The sequence below is a fragment of the Micromonospora sp. LOL_025 genome, from assembly GCF_048060285.1.
GTDB lineage: Bacteria > Actinomycetota > Actinomycetes > Mycobacteriales > Micromonosporaceae > Micromonospora.
In genome coordinates this window covers 152,614-169,407 of record NZ_JBHMIR010000003.1, presented here as the reverse complement: position 1 = coordinate 169,407, position 16,794 = coordinate 152,614, and the positions used below count along the sequence as shown (strand labels likewise).

The window sequence follows — 16,794 nt, the reverse complement described above, 5'->3', positions numbered from 1 at the left end:
GGGCAGGGTCACCGGATACCGGCCGCCGTGACCGGGGACCGGTCCGGGCCGTCGGCGACGTCGAGGCCGGCGAAGAGGTCGTCCTCCCAGCCGTGCGGGCCGCTGCCCGGCCCCCGCTCGCCCACCGCGAGGGTGTAGTACTCCACGCCCATGAACTCGCTGCCGAAGTTGCCGGCGATCGAGTAGAGCCAGGAGGCGTCGGGGATCTGGGTGGCGTGCGCCCGCATCGCCGCCTCCTTGGCGGCGTGCTGATCGGTGGCGTCGATCCGGACGGCGATCTGCGCGTCCGGGGTGCCGAAGGGCAGCTCCGAGATGTCCTGGATGCCGGCGAAGGGATTGTCCGCCGACTCGGCGAAGTGGGTCAGGCCGGCCTCCAGCACGCTGAGCGGCATCGCCGTCCAGTAGACCTTCGCCGGGGCGAAGCCCTCCGCGCCGGCCAGCTCGTACGCGCGCATCGCCACCCGGTGCGCCTGGATGTGGTCCGGGTGCCCGTAGAAGCCGTTGTCGTCGTACGTGACCATGACCTGCGGGCGTACCTCCCGCATGATCTCCACCAGGTGCCCGGCGGCCTCGTCGAGGTCGGCCTGCCAGAAGGCGCGGGGGTGCTCGTTGGTGGCGAGGCCCATCATGCCGGAGTCGCGGTAACGGCCGGCACCGCCGAGGAAGCGGTGGTCGGTGACGCCGAGCGCGGCGCAGGCGGCGTTCAGCTCGGCGATCCGCCAGCCGCCGAGCTGGTCGGCCTCGGCCGCGGCGAGCTGGGCGAGCGCCGGCACGTGGATCTCGCCCTCCTCGCCGAGGGTGCAGGTCACCAGGGTGACGTGGGCGCCGTCGGCGGCGTAGTGCGCCATCGTCGAGCCGGTGCCGATGGACTCGTCGTCGGGGTGCGCGTGGACCAGCAGGAGGCGGCGGTCAGGCAGCGTCGTCACGCCGGTCACTCTATCCGGCGGTTCTCCTCCGCCGGCCCCGACGCGTCCGCGCAGGTCGGCCACATCACCCCCGGTCACCGCTCTACGATCTGGACTGTGGACTTTCCGGAGCTGGCCGCCCGCACCCGCCGGTTCAGCCGCGGAGCGCCGCGGGCGGTCACCGTGGCCGACGACGGCTCCCGGGTGGTCTTCCTGCGGTCGGCCGGCCCGGAGGACCCGGCCGACGCGCTCTGGCTGCTCGACGTGGCGACCGGCGAGGAGCGGCTCGTCGCCGACCCGGCGGCGCTGCTCGGGGCCGACGCCGACGCCGGCGCGCTGAGCCCGGGCGAGCGCGCGCTGCGCGAGCGGCTGCGCCTGAGCGCCTCCGGCATCGGCTCCTACACGCTGGACGGCGCCGGCCGGGTGGCGGTCTTCGCGCTGGCCGGGCGGCTGTTCCGGGCCGACCTGGTGCACGGCGACGTGGTCGAGGTGGCCACCGTCGGCCCGGTGCTCGACCCCCGGCCCGATCCCACGGGGCAGCGCCTGGCGTACGTCACCGACGCCGCCGAGGGGGTCCGCCGGGGGCAACTACGGGTGGTCGAACACGACGGCACGGACACCCTGCTGGCCGGCGAGGACTCCGGGGTGACCTGGGGGCTGGCCGAGCACATCGCGGCCGAGGAGTTCCACCGGTTCCGCGGCTACTGGTGGGCGCCGGACGGTCGCTCGGTGCTGGCCGCCCGGGTGGACGAGTCCCGCGTGCAGCGCTGGCACCTGCACGACCCGGCCGACCCGGCCAGCCCGCCGACCACCGTCGCGTACCCCCGGGCCGGCACCGCGAACGCCGAGGTCAGCCTGCACCTGCTGGACCTCGGCGACGGCTGGGTCGACGTGCACTGGGACCGGGAGACCTACCCGTACCTGACGGCCGTGCACTGGGCCGAGGGGGGCCCGCTGATCACCGTGCTGCGCCGTTCCCAGCAGCACGGCCTGGTGCTGGCGATCGACCCGCGCACCGGCGAGACCCAGGTGCACGCCGAGCTGGCCGACCCCCGCTGGGTGGAGCCGATTCCCGGCACCCCGGCGCACCTGCCCGACGGCCGGGTGCTCGTCGGCGGCGAACTCGCCCACGACGGGTACGACGCCCGCTGCCTCTTCGCCGACGGCACCCTGCTCACCCCGCCGTCGCTCTACGTACGGCGGGTGGTGGGGCGGCTGCCCGGCGGCAGCGGCCCAGCCGACCTGCTGGTGGAGGCGAGCGACGGCGAGCCGAGCGAGCGGCACCTGTTCCGGGTACGCACCACCATCGGCGGCGGCGTGGACGCGCGCCGGATCACCACCGACCCGGGCTGGCACACCGCCGCGGTGGGCGGGGACGTGCTGGTGGTGGGGAGCGCCTCGCTCGACCACGCGGGCACCCGGTGGACGGTGTGGCGGGGCGAGCAGGAGGTGGCCGTGCTGCGCTCGCTCGCCGCCACCCCGCCGTACGCGCCGCTGCCGCTGCTGGAGCGGGTCACCGACCGGCGGCTGCCGACGGCCGTGCTCTACCCGGACAACCACGTCACCGGCCGGCGGCTGCCGGTGCTGCTGGACGTCTACGGCGGGCCGGGGCACCAGGAGGTGCTCGCGGCCCGCGGGGCGTGGCTGGAACGGCAGTGGTGGGCCGACGCCGGCTTCGCGGTCGTCACCATCGACAACCGGGGCACGCCGGGCGTGGCCCCCTCCTTCGAGAAGGCGATCCACCGGCGGGTGGCCGACGTCGTCCTGATCGACCAGGTGGACGCGCTCACCGCGTTGGCCGGCAAGCACCCCGACCTGGACCTGGAGCGGGTGGCGGTGCGCGGCTGGTCGTTCGGCGGCTGGCTGGCCGGTCTGGCGGTGCTGCGGCACCCGGAGCTGTTCCGGTGCGGCATCGTGGGGGCGCCGGTCACCGACTGGGCGTTGTACGACACGGCCTACACGGAGCGCTACCTGGGCCTGCCGGACGACGGCACGGACATCTACGCGCACCACTCGCTGGTGGAGCTGGCCGGGGAGCCGGTGCAGCGGCCGGACGAGGCCCGTCCGCTGCTGCTGGTGCACGGCCTGGTCGACGACAACGTGGTGGCCGCGCACACGCTGCGGCTGTCGGCGGCACTGCTGGCGACCGGCCGGCCGCACTCGGTGCTCCCGCTGACCGGAGCCACCCACATGGCCGCCGGCGGCACCGCCGAACGGCTGCTCAGGCTCGAACTCGACTTCGTCCGCCGCCACCTCTAGGCGCGCCCGACCTGGCCGTCCCCGCTGCGGGCCGGCCGGAGAACCGATCTCCACCCCGGGCGCCGGCACCCGGTCGGGGAGCCGCCGAGGTGGCGCCGCCGGGCAGGTCGCGGGTGGGCAGCCCACGGACACGGCGACCCCCGGCCGACGACGTTGTCGACCGGGGGTCGGTCCGTGCGTGTCACCGCTGGGGTGTCATCGCGTCACGGGTGGTGTCACTGCTTGACGTAGGCGTCCACGAAGCTCGGCCAGCCGAAGATGCTGCCGATGAAGACGCCGCCGGCCTTCTCGCCGTGCGCGATGGAGACCACCTCGACGTAGAGCGGCACCGCCGGCGCCGTCTCCTTCATCAGCCGCTCGTCGATCTTGCTCCACTCGTCGGCCTGCTTGGCCGGGTCGAGCGCGAGGATCCGGTCGAACTCCGCGTTGAGCCCCTCGTTGTTGAGCTGCGAGGTGTTGCTGTTGCCCTCGGCCTTGATGCTGCGGCCGTCGAAGAGCACCGGCAGGATCGACGCGCCGCTGGGCCAGTCGGCCGCCCACGAGTCGACCCAGAGGTCGTACGGGTTGTCCTTCTTCTTCACCGTGTCGAGGTAGCCGTCCTCGGGGATCGTCTTGATCGTGACGGTGAAGCCGGCCTTCTCCAGGGCGTTCTTGATCTGCGTGGCCCGCTCCTGGGAGCTGGTCACGTCGGAGGTGAGCAGCACCAGGTTCTGCGTCTTGCCGGCGAGCAGCTCCTTGGCCTTCTCCGGGTTGCCGCTGTCGCCGGCCGGGTACGCGTCGAACTGCTTGTAGCCGAGCGTGGTGGGCGGCAGCAGCGTCGTCATCGGCACGGCGCCGTAGGGGCCGCCGAGGTTCTTGGTGATGCTGGCGCGGTCGATCGCGTGGTTGATCGCCTGCCGCACCGACAGGTCGGTGACCCGGGCGGTGTTGATGCTCAGGCGGTACGCGTTCGGCGTGGCCGCGACGATCATCCGCTCCTTGAGCTTGGGGTCGCCGGTGACCTTGGCGATCAGCTCCGGCGGGACACCGCCGGTGGCGACCGCCGCGGCGTCGTTGCCGGTGCCGGCGAGCACCCGGTTGGTCTGGGCGGCCTGGTCCGCGCCCAGCGACCAGACGAACTTGTCCGGGTACTGGTGGCGCACGGCGTCGGTGGCCGGGTCCCAGTGCTCGTTGCGCTCGAGCACGATCTCGACGCCCGGGGTGTGCTTGGTGAACTTGTACGGGCCCGACGAGAAAGGCTGGTTGTCCAGGTTGACGCCGGTGTCCTTGTCGGCCGGCAGCGGCGCGGTGGCCGGCAGCGAGACGGCGAACGGCAGGTCACAGCGGGGCTTGTTGAACTCGAAGCGCAGGGTCCGCTCGTCCGGCGTGGTCAGCCCCGGCGGCAGCGAGGTCTTGTTGGCCTTGAAGTCCCACTTGGTGTCGTACTGCGGGCTGTCGACCAGCCACTCCTGGAGGTAGGTCGGGCCGCCGGTGAGGTCCGGGTCGAAGGACCGGGCGATGCCGTACGCGATCTCCTTGCTGGTGATCGGCCGGCCGTCCTCGAACTTCACCCCCTGCTTGACCTTGAACTCCCAGACCTTGCAGTCGTTGTTGACGTTGGTGCCGGGGGTCTCGGCCAGGTCACCGACCAGGGTGACGTTGCCCTTGCCGTCGTCCTTGAACGTGGTGAGGAAGCGGGCGTAGAGCTGGCTCCCCATCAGGCCGGCGAACGAGTAGATCCGCTGCGGGTCCATGTGGGAGATCTTGTTCTCCCGCAGGATGTAGAACGTGCCGCCCTTGGCCGCGCCGGGCACCTCCGGCGCCGGGCCGAGGGAGTCCTTGGGGTCGGTGGCGATGGCACCGGTGCGCGGCTTGGTGGTGTCCACCCCGCCGGTGTCGTCACCGGTGTTCTCGCTGCACGCACCGAGGGAAACCATCAGTGCGATCGCACCGCCCAGGGCGGTGACGCGTCTTGCTCGCATACTCACTCCTCCGGATCGCCGATGAAGGAAAGCTTCGCCTAGCCTTCAATGACGGTAAATTTCGAGCAGATAACGGGGCTACAACGATCGGCACTCCGCACGCCGCGGGTCAGCCGAGGCGGACCCGGGGGTCGACGAACGCGTAGAGCAGGTCGACGACCATGTTGGCGACGACCACGAACAGCGCGGCGATGAGCACGGTCCCCATGATCGTCGGCAGGTCGCCCTGGCGGACCGCCTCCACCGCCGTACGACCGAGTCCCTGGATGCCGAAGGTGGTCTCGGTGATCACCGTGCCGCCGAGCGCCGCGCCCACGTCGAGACCGGCGATGGTGACGATCGGCGTGATCGCCGCGCGCAGCGCGTGCTTGCCGTAGACCTGCCGCTTCGGCATGCCCTTGGCCCGGGCGGTACGCACGTAGTCCTCGGAGAGCGTCTCCAGCATCTGCGCCCGGGACAGCCGGGCGTAGATCGCGGAGAAGAGCAGCGCCAGGGTGATCCAGGCCAGCACCAGCCCCCGCGCCCACTCCACGGGATTCTCGAACAGCGACGTGTAGCGCGGTGTGGGCAGGATCCGCAGGGTGTAGACGAAGATCAGCAACAGGACCGCGCCGACGAAGTAGAGCTGGAGCGAGGCGAAGGTCAGCGTGAGGCCGATCGAGATCCGGTCCAGCAGCGAGCCGCGCCGCAGGGCCGAGACCATGCCGAGCCCGACCCCGATGGCGAGCCACAGCACCGCCGCGGGCAGGACGATGCTCAACGTCACCGGCAGCACCCGGGCGAAGGTGTCGGTGACCGCCTCGCTGTTGACGTACGAGTAGCCGAGGCAGGGCGCCGCGCACTCGCCGCCCTGCGCGCTGCCCAGGTCGCGGCCGACGAAGATGCCCTTCATGTAGTCGGCGTACTGCTGCACCTTCGGCTCGTTGAGCCCCAGCTCCGTCCGCACCCGCTCCAGACGCTCGGCGTTGCAGTTCTTCGGGCACATGCCGGTCACCGGGTCGGCGGGCAGCGCGAAGAACAGCAGGAAGCTGACCACGCTCACCGCGAACAGCACCGAGATCGCCAGCAGCACCCGCTTCAGCAGGAAGCGCACCATGCGCAGTACCCCTTACCGAGACGACTTCGGGTCGAGCGCGTCACGCAACGCGTCGCCGAAGAGGTTGAACGCCAGCACGAGCGCGAAGATCGTGATGCCGGGGAAGAAGACGTAGGCCGGGTCGGTCTGGAGGTAGTCGATGCTCCGGTAGATCATCCGGCCGAAGCTGGGCACCGACTCGGGCAGCCCGACGCCGAGGAAGGACAGCGCCGCCTCGCTGGTCACGTACGACGGCACCAGCAGCGAGAACGACACCAGGATCGGGGCCCAGATGTTCGGCAGCAGCTGCCGGAAGAGCATGTGCCCCAGCCCCGCGCCGCTGGCCTTGGCCGCCTCCACGAACTCGCGTTCGCGCAGCGACACCACCTGCCCCCGGACCAGCCGGGCCGTGCTGGTCCAGCCGAACGCGGTGAAGACCACGATCAGCGTGGTGACCGCGAACCAGGTCGGCACCTCGTCGCGTGGGCCGTAGAAGCGCAGCGAGAACGTCGGCACCACGGCCAGCGCGAAGATCAGGAACGGCATCGCCAGCGCCACGTCGGTGATCCAGCTGATCACCGCGTCCACCACCCCGCCGAGGTAGCCGGCGAGGATCCCGAGGACCACGCCGATCGTGGTGGTGATCAGGGCCGCGCCGAGCGCGATCAGCAGCGAGGTGCGGATGCCGTAGATCATCCGCATGAAGATGTCCCGGCCCAGGCCGGGCTCCAGGCCGAACCAGTGGTCGCCGCTGACCCCGCCGACGTATCCGAGCGGCATCCCGGTGCTGTCCAGCAGCTCGCCGAACTGCTCGTTCGGCGTCACCCCGTAGAGCCGCTGGACCAGGGGCGCGCCCACCGCCAGCAGCACGAAGAAGACCAGCACCACGCCGCTCACCAGCGCGGTGCGGTCGCTGCGCAGCCGGCTGCGGACGAGCTGGCCCGGCGAGCGGCCGACCAGCGTCTTCTGCTCGCCGGCGTCGCCGCCGGATTCGATCTCGGCCAGCGCCGTGCCCTCGACCGGGGACAGGCTCACTTCGACACCTCCTCGGCGGTCGTGCCGACCCCGGCCGTCCCGGGGTCCGCCGGCCGCGCGTCGTCACCGGCCGGTCCCGTGGCGGCGCCGACCGGCCCCGTCTCGGGGAAGTGGCAGGCGGTGGCCTGGTCGCCGCCGCGCGGCACCAGCGCCGGCTCCTCGGTGGCGCACCGCTCCTGCGCCTTCCAGCACCGGGTGCGGAAGCGGCAACCCGACGGCGGGTCCAGCGGCGTCGGGACGTCCCCGGAGAGCCGGATCCGGCCCGCCGCGCCGAGCTGGGTGACGTCGGGGATGGCCGAGAGCAGGGCCCGGGTGTACGGGTGCTGCGGGCGTTCGTAGATGTCGTCCCGGTCGCCGATCTCGACGACCTTGCCCAGGTACATGACGGCGACCCGCTGGCAGAAGTGCCGCACCACGGCCAGGTCGTGCGCGATGAAGACGAACGCCAGGCCGAGGTCGCGTTGCAGGTCGCGCAGCAGGTTGACCACCTGCGCCTGGATCGACACGTCCAGGGCGGAGACCGGCTCGTCGGCGACGATCAGCTTGGGTTGCAGGGCGAGCGCGCGGGCGATGCCGATGCGCTGCCGCTGGCCGCCGGAGAACTCGTGCGGGTAGCGGTTGTAGTGCTCCGGGTTCAGCCCGACCAGCTCCAGCAGCTCCTGGACCCGATTCTTCACCCCGCCCGGCGGGTCGATCCCGTTGACCTGCAACGGCATCGCCACGATCCGGCCCACGGTGTGCCGGGGGTTCAGCGACGCGTACGGGTCCTGGAAGATGATCTGGAGGTCCTGCCGCAGCGCCCGCAGCTCGCGGCGGCCCGCGTGGGTGATGTCCCGCCCGGCGAACTCGATGCTGCCCGCCGTGGGCTCCAGCAGGCGCACCAGCATCCGCCCGGTGGTCGTCTTGCCGCAACCGGACTCGCCCACCAGGCCGAGCGTCTCGCCCGGCCGCACGTCGAAGTCCAGCCCGTCCACGGCCCGGACCAGGCCGGTGCGCCGCAGGCCGTTGCGCACCGGGAAGTGCTTGGCGAGCCCACGCACCCGCAGCAGCGGCTCAGCGGTCTCGGCCGGTCGCACCGGCGCGGTGTCGGCCTGGGCACTCATCGGGCCACCCCCACGTGTGCGATGTCCTCCGCGTACAGCCGGGTCCGGTCGTCGGCGGAGAGGTGGCAGGCCACCAGGTGGCCGGGCGCGCCCGCCGGGCGCAGCTCCGGGACCTCGGTGCGGGACCGGTCGCCGTTGCGGTCGGCGTAGCGGCAGCGCGGGTGGAAGGCGCAGCCGGACGGCAGGTTGATCAGGCTCGGCGGGTTGCCCCTGATCGGCATCAGGTCCGCGTCGGCGTCGCCGTGCAGCGAGGGCACGCTGGAGAGCAGACCCCAGGTGTACGGGTGCTGCGGCCGGCGGAGCACCTGCTCGACGCCGCCGTGCTCGACGGCCCGCCCGCCGTACATGACCAGCACCTCGTCCGCGACCTGGCTGACCACGCCCAGGTCGTGGGTGATCAGGATGATCGCGGAGTGGAACTCGGCCTGGAGGTCGGCCAGCAGGTCGAGGATCTGCGCCTGCACCGTCACGTCCAGGGCGGTGGTCGGCTCGTCGGCGATCAGCAGGTCCGGGTCGTTGACCAGCGCCATGGCGATCATCGCCCGCTGCCGCATGCCCCCGGAGAACTCGTGCGGATACTGGTCGAAGCGGCGGGCCGGCTGCGGGATGCCGACCCGGCCCAGCATGTCCACCGCGCGCTTGCGGGCCTCGCGCTTGCCGGCCTTCGGGTGGTGCACCCGGTACGCCTCGGTGATCTGCCGGCCGACCGTGTAGTACGGGTGCAGCGCGGACAGCGGATCCTGGAAGATCATCGCCATGTCCCGGCCGCGCAGCCGGCGTACCTCCTCGTCCGGCAGGCCGACCAGCTGGCGGCCGCCGACGGAGATCTCGCCGGTGATGGTGGTCCGCTTGGCGCCGTGCAGCCCGAGGATGGCCAGCGAGGTGACGCTCTTGCCCGAGCCGGACTCACCGACGATGCCGAGCGTGCGCCCCCGCGCCACCTCGAACGACACCCCGTTGACCGCGCGCACCACGCCGTCCTCGGTGTCGAACCGGACCCGCAGGTCGCTCACCCGCAGGTAGGGGTCCTGGCCGGAGCGCTGCTCCGGCACGCTGGGGCGGCCCGGTCTCCCGGACGGCGCCGACTCCGGCCTGTCCACGACCCCTCCCTCAGTGACGAAGAGAACTTACAGGAAAGCACTGAGGGTGAAAATAAGCTACATAACCGGAGCTGTCAGCGGGCCACAGCGTAACGACTCTGCAACGGGCGTGAACAGCCCTCACCTCGGCATTCACCGGTGTTGACCTCCCGCGCCCGGACAGCGGGTGCGACGATGGGCGCGGCAGTCCCGCAAGGATGTCCCCCGGCACGAGGTGGAGGTGACGATGACCGCGGCGGTGTTCGGCCACGACGGCCCGTGGAGCGAAGAGGAGTACCTCGCCCTCGGCGAGACGCAGCAGCGCGTCGAACTCTTCGACGGGAGCCTTCACGTGACCCCAGCCCCTACGCCCCGCCACCAGAACATCTCCGGTGAGCTGCGGGCCGCCTTGCGAGGACCGGCGCGGGAAGCCGGCCTGCGCGTCCTGGAAGCGGTGAACGTCCGGCTCCGGCCGGGGCGCATCCCCATCCCGGACCTCGTCGTCACGGCGCCGATCGACCTCGACGTCCCCTGGATCGAGGCGGCCGACGTGAAGCTCGTCTGCGAGATCATCTCGCCGGGCAACGCGGCCACCGACAAGGTGCTCAAGATGCACTACTACGCGGCGGCCGGCATCGAGTGCTATCTCCTGGTGGAGCAGGAGACGCTGACCGTGCACGTCTACCGGCGGCGGGGCGCCCACTACGTCGAGCGGTCGGTGACCAAGGCCGGCGAGACGCTGGAGCTGACCGAGCCGGTCCGGGCCACGATCCGGCCGGCGGACCTGCTCGCCTGACGGACCACCGCCGCGGGACGCTTTCGGATGAGCCGCTCCGGTACGCCGGACAGGCCCCCGGTGAGGTTCTTAACATCCGGACATCGATCATCGTTCAGGGCTTTCCACCGGCCGGGACACACGGGACACTGCCTTGCGCGGACGGCTCGCGAAGATCGGCGTAACGTGTGTCACTTAGCTGCGCCGTATCGCCGGCGCGGTCGTTGGTGTGCGCATGACGTGGCAGGCGGGTGCGGGTTCGCCGGTCCGCGTGCCGACCGGAACTTGATCCGCCCGTGAGGGTCCTGTCAGGGAGACGACTCGAATGACATCAACGGCAACGAGGCCGCGGGGAGCGCGGGCGCGCGCCGCCATCGCGGCGAAGACGTTGCGAACCGACCGCTGGTGGCTCGCCCCGCTGATCACCGTGATCGGGCTCAGCGCGTGGGTGGCGTACGCGACGGTCCGGGTCTTCATGCATGACTTCTACTGGGTCGAGGACTACCACTACCTGACCCCGTTCTACTCGCCCTGCGTGACCGACCGGTGCCTGCCGGAGGCCGCGCACTTCGGGCGGTTCCTGCCCGGCTGGTGGATCATCCCGGACGCGGCGCTGACGCTGCCGTTCCTGCTGCTGTTCCGGCTCACCTGCTACTACTACCGCAAGGCGTACTACCGGTCGTTCTGGCTGTCGCCGCCCGCCTGCGCGGTGCCGGACGGGCACCAGTCCTACAGCGGCGAGACCCGGTTCCCGCTGCTCGGGCAGAACCTGCACCGCTACTTCTTCTACGCCGCCGCGATCATCTCGCTGATCAACACCTGGGACGCGATCCTGGCGTTCCACTCCCCCAAGGGCTTCGGCTTCGGGCTGGGCAACATCATCCTGCTCGGCAACGTGGTGATGCTGTGGGCGTACACGATCTCCTGCCACTCGTGCCGGCACATCATCGGCGGGCGGCTCAAGCACTTCTCCAAGCACCCGGTGCGCTACCGGGCCTGGACCTTCGTCTCGGCCCTGAACGTCCGGCACATGCAGCTCGCCTGGATCACCCTCGGCACGCTGGCCCTGACGGACTTCTACGTCATGGCGGTCGCGGCCGGTTGGTTCAACGACCTGCGGTTCATCAACTAGAGGGCCCCTGACATGACGAACACCACGCGAATCGAACGACACCACTACGACGTCGTCGTGATCGGGGCCGGCGGCGCCGGCCTGCGCGCCGCGATCGAGGCCCGCCTCGCCGGCAAGAAGACCGCGATCATCTCCAAGTCGCTCTTCGGCAAGGCGCACACGGTGATGGCCGAGGGCGGCGCCGCCGCCGCGATGGGGAACGTGAACAGCCGGGACAACTGGCAGGTGCACTTCCGCGACACGATGCGCGGCGGCAAGTTCCTCAACAACTTCCGGATGGCCGAGCTGCACGCCAAGGAGTCGCCGCAGCGGATCTGGGAGCTGGAGACGTACGGCGCGCTCTTCGACCGCACGAAGGACGGGAAGATCTCGCAGCGCAACTTCGGTGGCCACGAGTACCCCCGCCTGGCGCACGTCGGCGACCGGACCGGCCTGGAGCTGATCCGCACCCTCCAGCAGAAGATCGTGTCGCTCCAGCAGGAGGACAAGCGCGACCACGGCTCGTACGACGCCCGGATCAAGGTCTTCTCCGAGACCACGATCACCGAGCTGCTGCTCGACGGCGACCGGATCGCCGGCGCGTTCGGCTACTACCGGGAGTCCGGCGAGTTCGTCCTGTTCGAGGCGCCGGCGGTGGTGCTGGCGACCGGCGGCGTCGGCCGCTCCTACAAGGTCACCTCGAACTCCTGGGAGTACACGGGCGACGGGCACGCGCTGGCGCTGCGGGCCGGCGCGACTCTAATCAACATGGAGTTCCTCCAGTTCCACCCGACCGGCATGGTCTGGCCACCGTCGGTGAAGGGCATCCTGGTCACCGAGTCGGTGCGCGGCGACGGCGGTGTGCTGAAGAACTCCGACGGCAAGCGGTTCATGTTCGACTACGTCCCCGACGTCTTCCGCAAGCAGTACGCGGAGACCGAGGAGGAGGCGGACCGCTGGTACACCGACCCGGACAACAACCGGCGCCCGCCGGAGCTGCTGCCCCGCGACGAGGTGGCCCGGGCGATCAACAGCGAGGTCAAGGCCGGGCGGGGCACGCCGGCGGGCGGCGTCTACCTGGACATCGCCTCCCGCAAGCCGGCGGAGGAGATCCGTCGTCGGCTGCCGTCGATGTACCACCAGTTCAAGGAGCTGGCCGACGTCGACATCACGAAGGAGCCGATGGAGGTCGGGCCCACCTGTCACTACGTGATGGGCGGCGTCGAGGTCGACCCGGACAGCGGGGCCGCGTTCGGCCACGTGCGGGGGCTCTTCGCCGCGGGCGAGGTGTCCGGCGGCATGCACGGCTCCAACCGGCTCGGCGGCAACTCCCTGTCGGACCTGCTGGTGTTCGGCAAGCGCGCGGGCGGCCACGCCGCCACGTACGCCGACAGCCTCCCCGCGCGCCCGAAGGTGGGCGTCGCCGCCGTGGAGGCCGCGGTGGAGACGGCCCTGGCCCCGTTGCAGCGGGACACCGGGGAGAGCCCGTACACCCTCCAGCAGGACCTCCAGGCGGTGATGGGCGACCTGGTCGGCATCATTCGCCGCGAGGGCGAGCTGGTCGACGCGCTGGGCAGGCTGGCGGAGCTGCGGGAGCGGGTGGCGAAGGTCAGCGCGAGCGGCGGCCGGCGCTACAACCCGGGCTGGCACCTGGCGCTCGACCTGCGCAACATGCTGGTGGTCTCGGAGTGCACCGCGAAGGCGGCGCTGGAGCGGCGCGAGTCGCGCGGCGGGCACACCCGGGAGGACCACCCCGCGATGGACCCGGCGTGGCGTCGGGTCAACCTGGTCTGCTCCCTCGACGGCGACACGGTGCGCCTGGAGCGCAAGCCGCTGCCGAGGATGCGCCCGGAGCTGATCGGCCTCTTCGACCGCGCGGAGCTGGCCAAGTACCTCACGGACGAGGAACTCGCCGAGTTCGACGCCCAGGTCGCCGACGTCGAGACCGAGAAGGAGCGCTGACGCAATGGGTAACCAGAACCCCCAGGGGCCCGGGAAGCCGGGCGCGAAGCGCCAGTTCCGCATCTGGCGCGGCGACGAGAACGGCGGCGACCTCCAGGACTACATGGTGGAGGTGAACGAGGGCGAGGTGGTCCTCGACGTCATCCACCGGCTCCAGGCGACCGACGCCCCCGACCTGGCCTGCCGCTGGAACTGCAAGGCCGGCAAGTGCGGCTCCTGCTCGATGGAGATCAACGGCAAGCCGCGGCTGAGCTGCATGACCCGGATGTCCACCTTCACGGAGGACGAGACGGTCACGGTCACCCCGTTGCGCACCTTCCCGGTGATCCGGGACCTGGTCACCGACGTCTCGTTCAACTACGAGAAGGCGCGGGAGACGCCGGCGTTCGCGCCGCCGGCCGACCTGGCGCCCGGCGAGTACCGGATGCAGCAGGTCGACGTGGAGCGCTCGCAGGAGTTCCGCAAGTGCATCGAGTGCTTCCTGTGCCAGAACGTCTGCCACGTCATCCGCGACCACGACGAGAACAAGCAGGCGTTCTCCGGGCCGCGGTACTTCATCCGGGCGGCCGAGCTGGACATGCACCCGCTGGACGCGAAGAGCGACCGCAAGGAGTACGCGCAGGCCGAGCAGGGCCTCGGATTCTGCAACATCACCAAGTGCTGCACGGAGGTCTGCCCCGAGCACATCAAGATCACGGACAACGGGATCATCCCCATGAAGGAGCGGGTCGTCGACCGCAGGTACGATCCCCTTGTGTGGCTTGGTAGCAAGATCTTCCGGAGGGGTCAGGTGCCTCAGACCAGCGTGACCAGCGAACACGTCAGCGGTGCGGTGCGCGGCAGCGCGGCGCACGGGGGCGTGCACTCGCACGCGGGCGGCTCCCACGACCCGCGGGCCGAGGCGCAGGCGCAGCGCGGCGTCAACTGGGACCGCGAGGTGCCGAGGCCGACCGCGCCGGCCGTCGACGACCACGGCAAGCTGCCGCTGACGGAGCTCACGTTCGACCGGGCGGCGGCGCCGTCGCCGTTCGGCGACGACGTGACCTTCCCGCTGCCGCCGGAGCACCTGAACTTCGCCCACCCGGAGCAGGACAAGCACTGAGTGCGCTGACGAGGACGGGGGCCGCGGCTGATGCCGCCGGCCCCCGTCCTCATTCGGCTCGGATGTCCGCTTTCGTTCAGGCGGCCAGGATGGGCCGGAGGGCCGCGACGATGGGTGCGTCGGCCGGGAGCCAGGTGACGGTGTCCAACTCGTCGGCGGAGAGCCAGCGCAACGCGGAGTGTTCGAGGGCCCGCGGCTGGTCGCCGTGCAGCAGGCGGGCCGCGTACACCTTGAGCACCGAGCGGCCGTGGGCCATCCGGACGTTGCGGCCCACGCGGTCGCCGACCTCCACGCGTACGGCCAACTCCTCGGCGCACTCGCGGGCGAGCGCGGCGGTCTCGCTCTCGCCCGGCTCCACCTTGCCGCCGGGGAACTCCCACATGCCCGCCACCTCGGGCGGGGCGGAACGGGCGCAGGCGAGCACCCGGCCGTCCCTGATGATCGCCGCCCCGACGATCACCCTGAGGTCCCGTCTCTCGGCCTGCCCGCCGCCATTAGCCCGTTCGGTCCGCACGGGCGTCCAGCGTGCCAGATCAATCGGCGGTTTGGGTAGCGTGGCCGACCGTCAGGGCAGGAGAACCCGGAAGTGTGGGCGTGGACACACCCAGCATGCGAGGACAGACTAGAAGGCACCGACAAGACACGGGACGGCGACGATTTGGCCACAAGCCGGCAACGGCGCCTGGGAGGTGCGGTGATGCGCGCGCTGTTCAGCAGTCGATCCAAGCACGACTACCTCAGCGACGCCCTCACCCTCCTCACCGGCTGGATCCGCGAGGGTGAGCAGATCCGACGCACCCTCGTCATCGACGACTCGCAGCACGCCGCCCTCACCGAGCGGGTGAAGGTGGTCGCCGACGCGCTGCACCTGCGTCCGGAGATCAGCCGCCGGGCCGACCAGACCCAGATCCGGGTGGGGCACGGCAACGCGCCGCTGACCGAGGGGGAGGTCCTGCTGGCCGCCCGCATCGAGGACGCCTACCGCGCGGTCACCCAGCCCTGACCCCCGTTCCACCCGGCCCCGGCGTCTCGCTCCGGCCGGGACGGCGCGGCCGAGGCCGGCTGAGAAGCGGCTGGGAAGTCTGAGGTTTCCCTGAAAGGTGCGCGGGTACCAATCCGACGCGGGAGCAGACAACGGGCCCCGCAACGGACTGAACACCTGATAACGCATTCTTCGGGAGCTGACATGACCACCCCCACCGCGAACCGAGTGACCGACCACGACGGCCACCACGTCGACCACGACGTCCGGCACGCGCACCGGCACGGCGACGAGACCAAGCCGTCGTGGAAGACCACCGAACTGGCCGTCTACCTGCTCTCCGTGATCGGGGTGCTGATCGCCTCGAACGCCGTCGGTGACGGCGCCGCCGACAACGGCGGAGACTACTTCGCGGCCGACAAGGCCTGGTGGTACATCACGCTGCTGACCATCGGTTACCTGGTCAGCCGCGGCCTGGCGAAGTCCGGCAGCCGCAGCCGCGACGCCGACCCGCGCACCAACCGGTAATCCACACCGCGCGCGAAGCCCCGCCGCCCGCGTCCCTCGACGCGTCGGCGGGGCTTCGCGCGTCGCGGGCCGGCCAGCGGGCCGCCCGACCGGTACGCGCTCCGGCGGCGTCGGCCGCTCAGGCGGCGTCCCGGGGGTACCAGCGCAGCTCCACGGAGTTGCCGTCCGGGTCGCGCACGTAGAGCGAGGTGGCGCTGCCCCGCGCGCCGAACCGACCCACCGGCCCCTCGATCACCGTGAAGGAGCCCGACGCGACGACCTCCGCCCAGTCCAGCGGCTCCACCACCAGGCAGAAGTGGTCGACGTTGGATTCGCCCCGGTCCCGGCGGACGAGGTCGATGATGGTCCCCGCGTCGACCCGCACCGAGGGGAACGGGACGGCGCCGGCCCGCCACTGGTCGACCCGCACCGGGGCCAGGCCGAGCAGTCCGCAGTAGAAGTCCAGCGCGCGCTCCACATCGGTCACGTTGAGCACCAGGTGGTCGAAGCCCGTGACCCGTACCGCGCTCACCTCGCCTCCAGGGCGTGGGCCTGGCGCAGCCAGCCGGTGAACAGGGCGGGGTCGACTTCGGCGAGGGTCCGCAGCTTGACGGAGGCCATCCGCCGGGCGCCGGCGACCAGCCGCCCCGAGGGGTCGGTGACCTCGCCGCCGCGCCACAGCCCGAAGGTGACGTACGTGCCGTACGCCTTCACGAGGCAGACGGGACGCCGACCCGGCCGGTCGCCGAGCCCCCAGACCGGGTGTCCGTGCCACATCGCCCCGGCCGCGCCCGGCAGGGCCGCCTCGATGACGGGGCGCAGCTTCTCGCCGATCTCCCGCAGCGGGGCGTCGAGATCGGCCAGGTAGTCGGTGACTGTCGTCGTTTCCATGCCCCTCACGATCCGCCGGCCGGCGACGCCGACCAAGGCGCGATCGC

16 protein-coding genes are annotated in these 16,794 nt (G+C 71.4%); 7 read left to right on the top strand and 9 right to left on the bottom strand.

Annotated elements, in window-relative coordinates:
- Positions 1 to 8 precede the first annotated feature (8 nt).
- The gene (mshB, locus tag ACFHW0_RS05700) at positions 9 to 935 is read right to left on the bottom strand and encodes an N-acetyl-1-D-myo-inositol-2-amino-2-deoxy-alpha-D-glucopyranoside deacetylase (RefSeq protein ID WP_416605926.1); all 927 of its coding nucleotides are present in this window, start codon (positions 933 to 935) and stop codon (positions 9 to 11) included.
- An 87-nt stretch (positions 936 to 1,022) separates the two neighbouring features.
- Between mshB and ACFHW0_RS05695 the strand changes: the two genes are divergently transcribed.
- On the top strand, positions 1,023 to 3,164 hold the full coding sequence (locus ACFHW0_RS05695) for a prolyl oligopeptidase family serine peptidase (RefSeq protein ID WP_416605924.1): 2,142 nt from the start codon (positions 1,023 to 1,025) through the stop codon (positions 3,162 to 3,164).
- A gap of 215 nt (positions 3,165 to 3,379) precedes the next feature.
- Here ACFHW0_RS05695 and ACFHW0_RS05690 read toward each other — a convergent pair whose 3' ends face one another.
- The 5 genes from ACFHW0_RS05690 to ACFHW0_RS05670 all read right to left on the bottom strand — a co-directional run bounded on the left by ACFHW0_RS05690 (position 3,380) and on the right by ACFHW0_RS05670 (position 9,390).
- A complete protein-coding gene (locus tag ACFHW0_RS05690; RefSeq protein WP_416605922.1) occupies positions 3,380 to 5,125 on the bottom strand; it encodes an ABC transporter substrate-binding protein in 1,746 nt (581 codons plus the stop codon).
- A 109-nt stretch (positions 5,126 to 5,234) separates the two neighbouring features.
- Complete coding sequence (locus ACFHW0_RS05685; RefSeq protein WP_416605920.1) at positions 5,235 to 6,221, bottom strand: ABC transporter permease; 987 nt, start codon at positions 6,219 to 6,221, stop codon at positions 5,235 to 5,237.
- Positions 6,222 to 6,233: 12 nt separating this feature from the next.
- Positions 6,234 to 7,235, bottom strand: a complete 1,002-nt coding sequence (locus tag ACFHW0_RS05680) for an ABC transporter permease (RefSeq protein WP_416605918.1) — start codon at positions 7,233 to 7,235, stop codon at positions 6,234 to 6,236.
- Complete coding sequence (locus ACFHW0_RS05675) at positions 7,232 to 8,338, bottom strand: ABC transporter ATP-binding protein (RefSeq protein ID WP_416605916.1); 1,107 nt, start codon at positions 8,336 to 8,338, stop codon at positions 7,232 to 7,234. Before ACFHW0_RS05675 ends, ACFHW0_RS05680 begins: the two co-directional genes overlap by 4 nt.
- A complete protein-coding gene (locus ACFHW0_RS05670; RefSeq protein ID WP_416606144.1) occupies positions 8,335 to 9,390 on the bottom strand; it encodes an ABC transporter ATP-binding protein in 1,056 nt (351 codons plus the stop codon). The genes ACFHW0_RS05675 and ACFHW0_RS05670 overlap by 4 nt, the downstream gene beginning before the upstream one ends.
- A 274-nt stretch (positions 9,391 to 9,664) precedes the next feature.
- Here ACFHW0_RS05670 and ACFHW0_RS05665 point away from each other — a divergent pair, with 274 nt between their 5' ends.
- The 4 genes from ACFHW0_RS05665 (at position 9,665) to ACFHW0_RS05650 (ending at position 14,367) form a co-directional block, all read left to right on the top strand.
- Positions 9,665 to 10,213, top strand: coding sequence for a Uma2 family endonuclease (locus ACFHW0_RS05665; RefSeq protein WP_416605915.1), 549 nt, complete (start codon positions 9,665 to 9,667; stop codon positions 10,211 to 10,213).
- Between the two features lie 304 nt (positions 10,214 to 10,517).
- Positions 10,518 to 11,324 carry a hypothetical protein gene (locus ACFHW0_RS05660; protein WP_416605914.1) on the top strand — a complete coding sequence of 269 codons (807 nt, stop codon included), beginning with the start codon at positions 10,518 to 10,520 and terminating at the stop codon, positions 11,322 to 11,324.
- 12 nt (positions 11,325 to 11,336) lie between these two features.
- Positions 11,337 to 13,265, top strand: a complete 1,929-nt coding sequence (locus tag ACFHW0_RS05655) for a fumarate reductase/succinate dehydrogenase flavoprotein subunit (protein ID WP_416605913.1) — start codon at positions 11,337 to 11,339, stop codon at positions 13,263 to 13,265.
- Between the two features lie 4 nt (positions 13,266 to 13,269).
- Positions 13,270 to 14,367, top strand: coding sequence for a succinate dehydrogenase/fumarate reductase iron-sulfur subunit (locus tag ACFHW0_RS05650; RefSeq protein WP_416605911.1), 1,098 nt, complete (start codon positions 13,270 to 13,272; stop codon positions 14,365 to 14,367).
- 76 nt (positions 14,368 to 14,443) lie between these two features.
- Here the strand turns inward: ACFHW0_RS05650 and ACFHW0_RS05645 are convergent, their stop codons facing one another.
- Entirely contained in the window at positions 14,444 to 14,881 is a 438-nt protein-coding gene (locus ACFHW0_RS05645; protein WP_416605910.1) for a (deoxy)nucleoside triphosphate pyrophosphohydrolase, read from the bottom strand.
- A gap of 183 nt (positions 14,882 to 15,064) precedes the next feature.
- Between ACFHW0_RS05645 and ACFHW0_RS05640 the strand changes: the two genes are divergently transcribed.
- Both ACFHW0_RS05640 and ACFHW0_RS05635 read left to right on the top strand, forming a co-directional pair.
- Positions 15,065 to 15,370, top strand: coding sequence for a pterin dehydratase (locus tag ACFHW0_RS05640; RefSeq protein ID WP_366639537.1), 306 nt, complete (start codon positions 15,065 to 15,067; stop codon positions 15,368 to 15,370).
- A 183-nt stretch (positions 15,371 to 15,553) separates the two neighbouring features.
- Positions 15,554 to 15,877 carry a hypothetical protein gene (locus ACFHW0_RS05635; RefSeq protein WP_416605909.1) on the top strand — a complete coding sequence of 108 codons (324 nt, stop codon included), beginning with the start codon at positions 15,554 to 15,556 and terminating at the stop codon, positions 15,875 to 15,877.
- 118 nt (positions 15,878 to 15,995) lie between these two features.
- On the opposite strand, the gene ACFHW0_RS05630 is transcribed toward ACFHW0_RS05635, so the two are convergent.
- Positions 15,996 to 16,388 carry a VOC family protein gene (locus ACFHW0_RS05630; RefSeq protein ID WP_416605908.1) on the bottom strand — a complete coding sequence of 131 codons (393 nt, stop codon included), beginning with the start codon at positions 16,386 to 16,388 and terminating at the stop codon, positions 15,996 to 15,998.
- Complete coding sequence (locus ACFHW0_RS05625) at positions 16,385 to 16,747, bottom strand: DUF1801 domain-containing protein (protein WP_416605906.1); 363 nt, start codon at positions 16,745 to 16,747, stop codon at positions 16,385 to 16,387. The genes ACFHW0_RS05630 and ACFHW0_RS05625 overlap by 4 nt, the downstream gene beginning before the upstream one ends.
- Positions 16,748 to 16,794 lie beyond the last annotated feature (47 nt).

What these genes read in the sequence shown, in the direction of transcription:
- ACFHW0_RS05690 (WP_416605922.1), bottom strand. Translation starts at nt 5,125, where the DNA reads ATGCGAGCAAGACGCGTCACCGCCCTGGGCGGTGCGATCGCACTGATG.
- ACFHW0_RS05685 (WP_416605920.1), bottom strand. Translation starts at nt 6,221, where the DNA reads ATGGTGCGCTTCCTGCTGAAGCGGGTGCTGCTGGCGATCTCGGTGCTG.
- ACFHW0_RS05675 (WP_416605916.1), bottom strand. Translation starts at nt 8,338, where the DNA reads ATGAGTGCCCAGGCCGACACCGCGCCGGTGCGACCGGCCGAGACCGCT.
- ACFHW0_RS05665 (WP_416605915.1), top strand. Translation starts at nt 9,665, where the DNA reads ATGACCGCGGCGGTGTTCGGCCACGACGGCCCGTGGAGCGAAGAGGAG.
- ACFHW0_RS05660 (WP_416605914.1), top strand. Translation starts at nt 10,518, where the DNA reads ATGACATCAACGGCAACGAGGCCGCGGGGAGCGCGGGCGCGCGCCGCC.
- ACFHW0_RS05655 (WP_416605913.1), top strand. Translation starts at nt 11,337, where the DNA reads ATGACGAACACCACGCGAATCGAACGACACCACTACGACGTCGTCGTG.
- ACFHW0_RS05650 (WP_416605911.1), top strand. Translation starts at nt 13,270, where the DNA reads ATGGGTAACCAGAACCCCCAGGGGCCCGGGAAGCCGGGCGCGAAGCGC.
- ACFHW0_RS05640 (WP_366639537.1), top strand. Translation starts at nt 15,065, where the DNA reads ATGCGCGCGCTGTTCAGCAGTCGATCCAAGCACGACTACCTCAGCGAC.
- ACFHW0_RS05635 (WP_416605909.1), top strand. Translation starts at nt 15,554, where the DNA reads ATGACCACCCCCACCGCGAACCGAGTGACCGACCACGACGGCCACCAC.
- ACFHW0_RS05625 (WP_416605906.1), bottom strand. Translation starts at nt 16,747, where the DNA reads ATGGAAACGACGACAGTCACCGACTACCTGGCCGATCTCGACGCCCCG.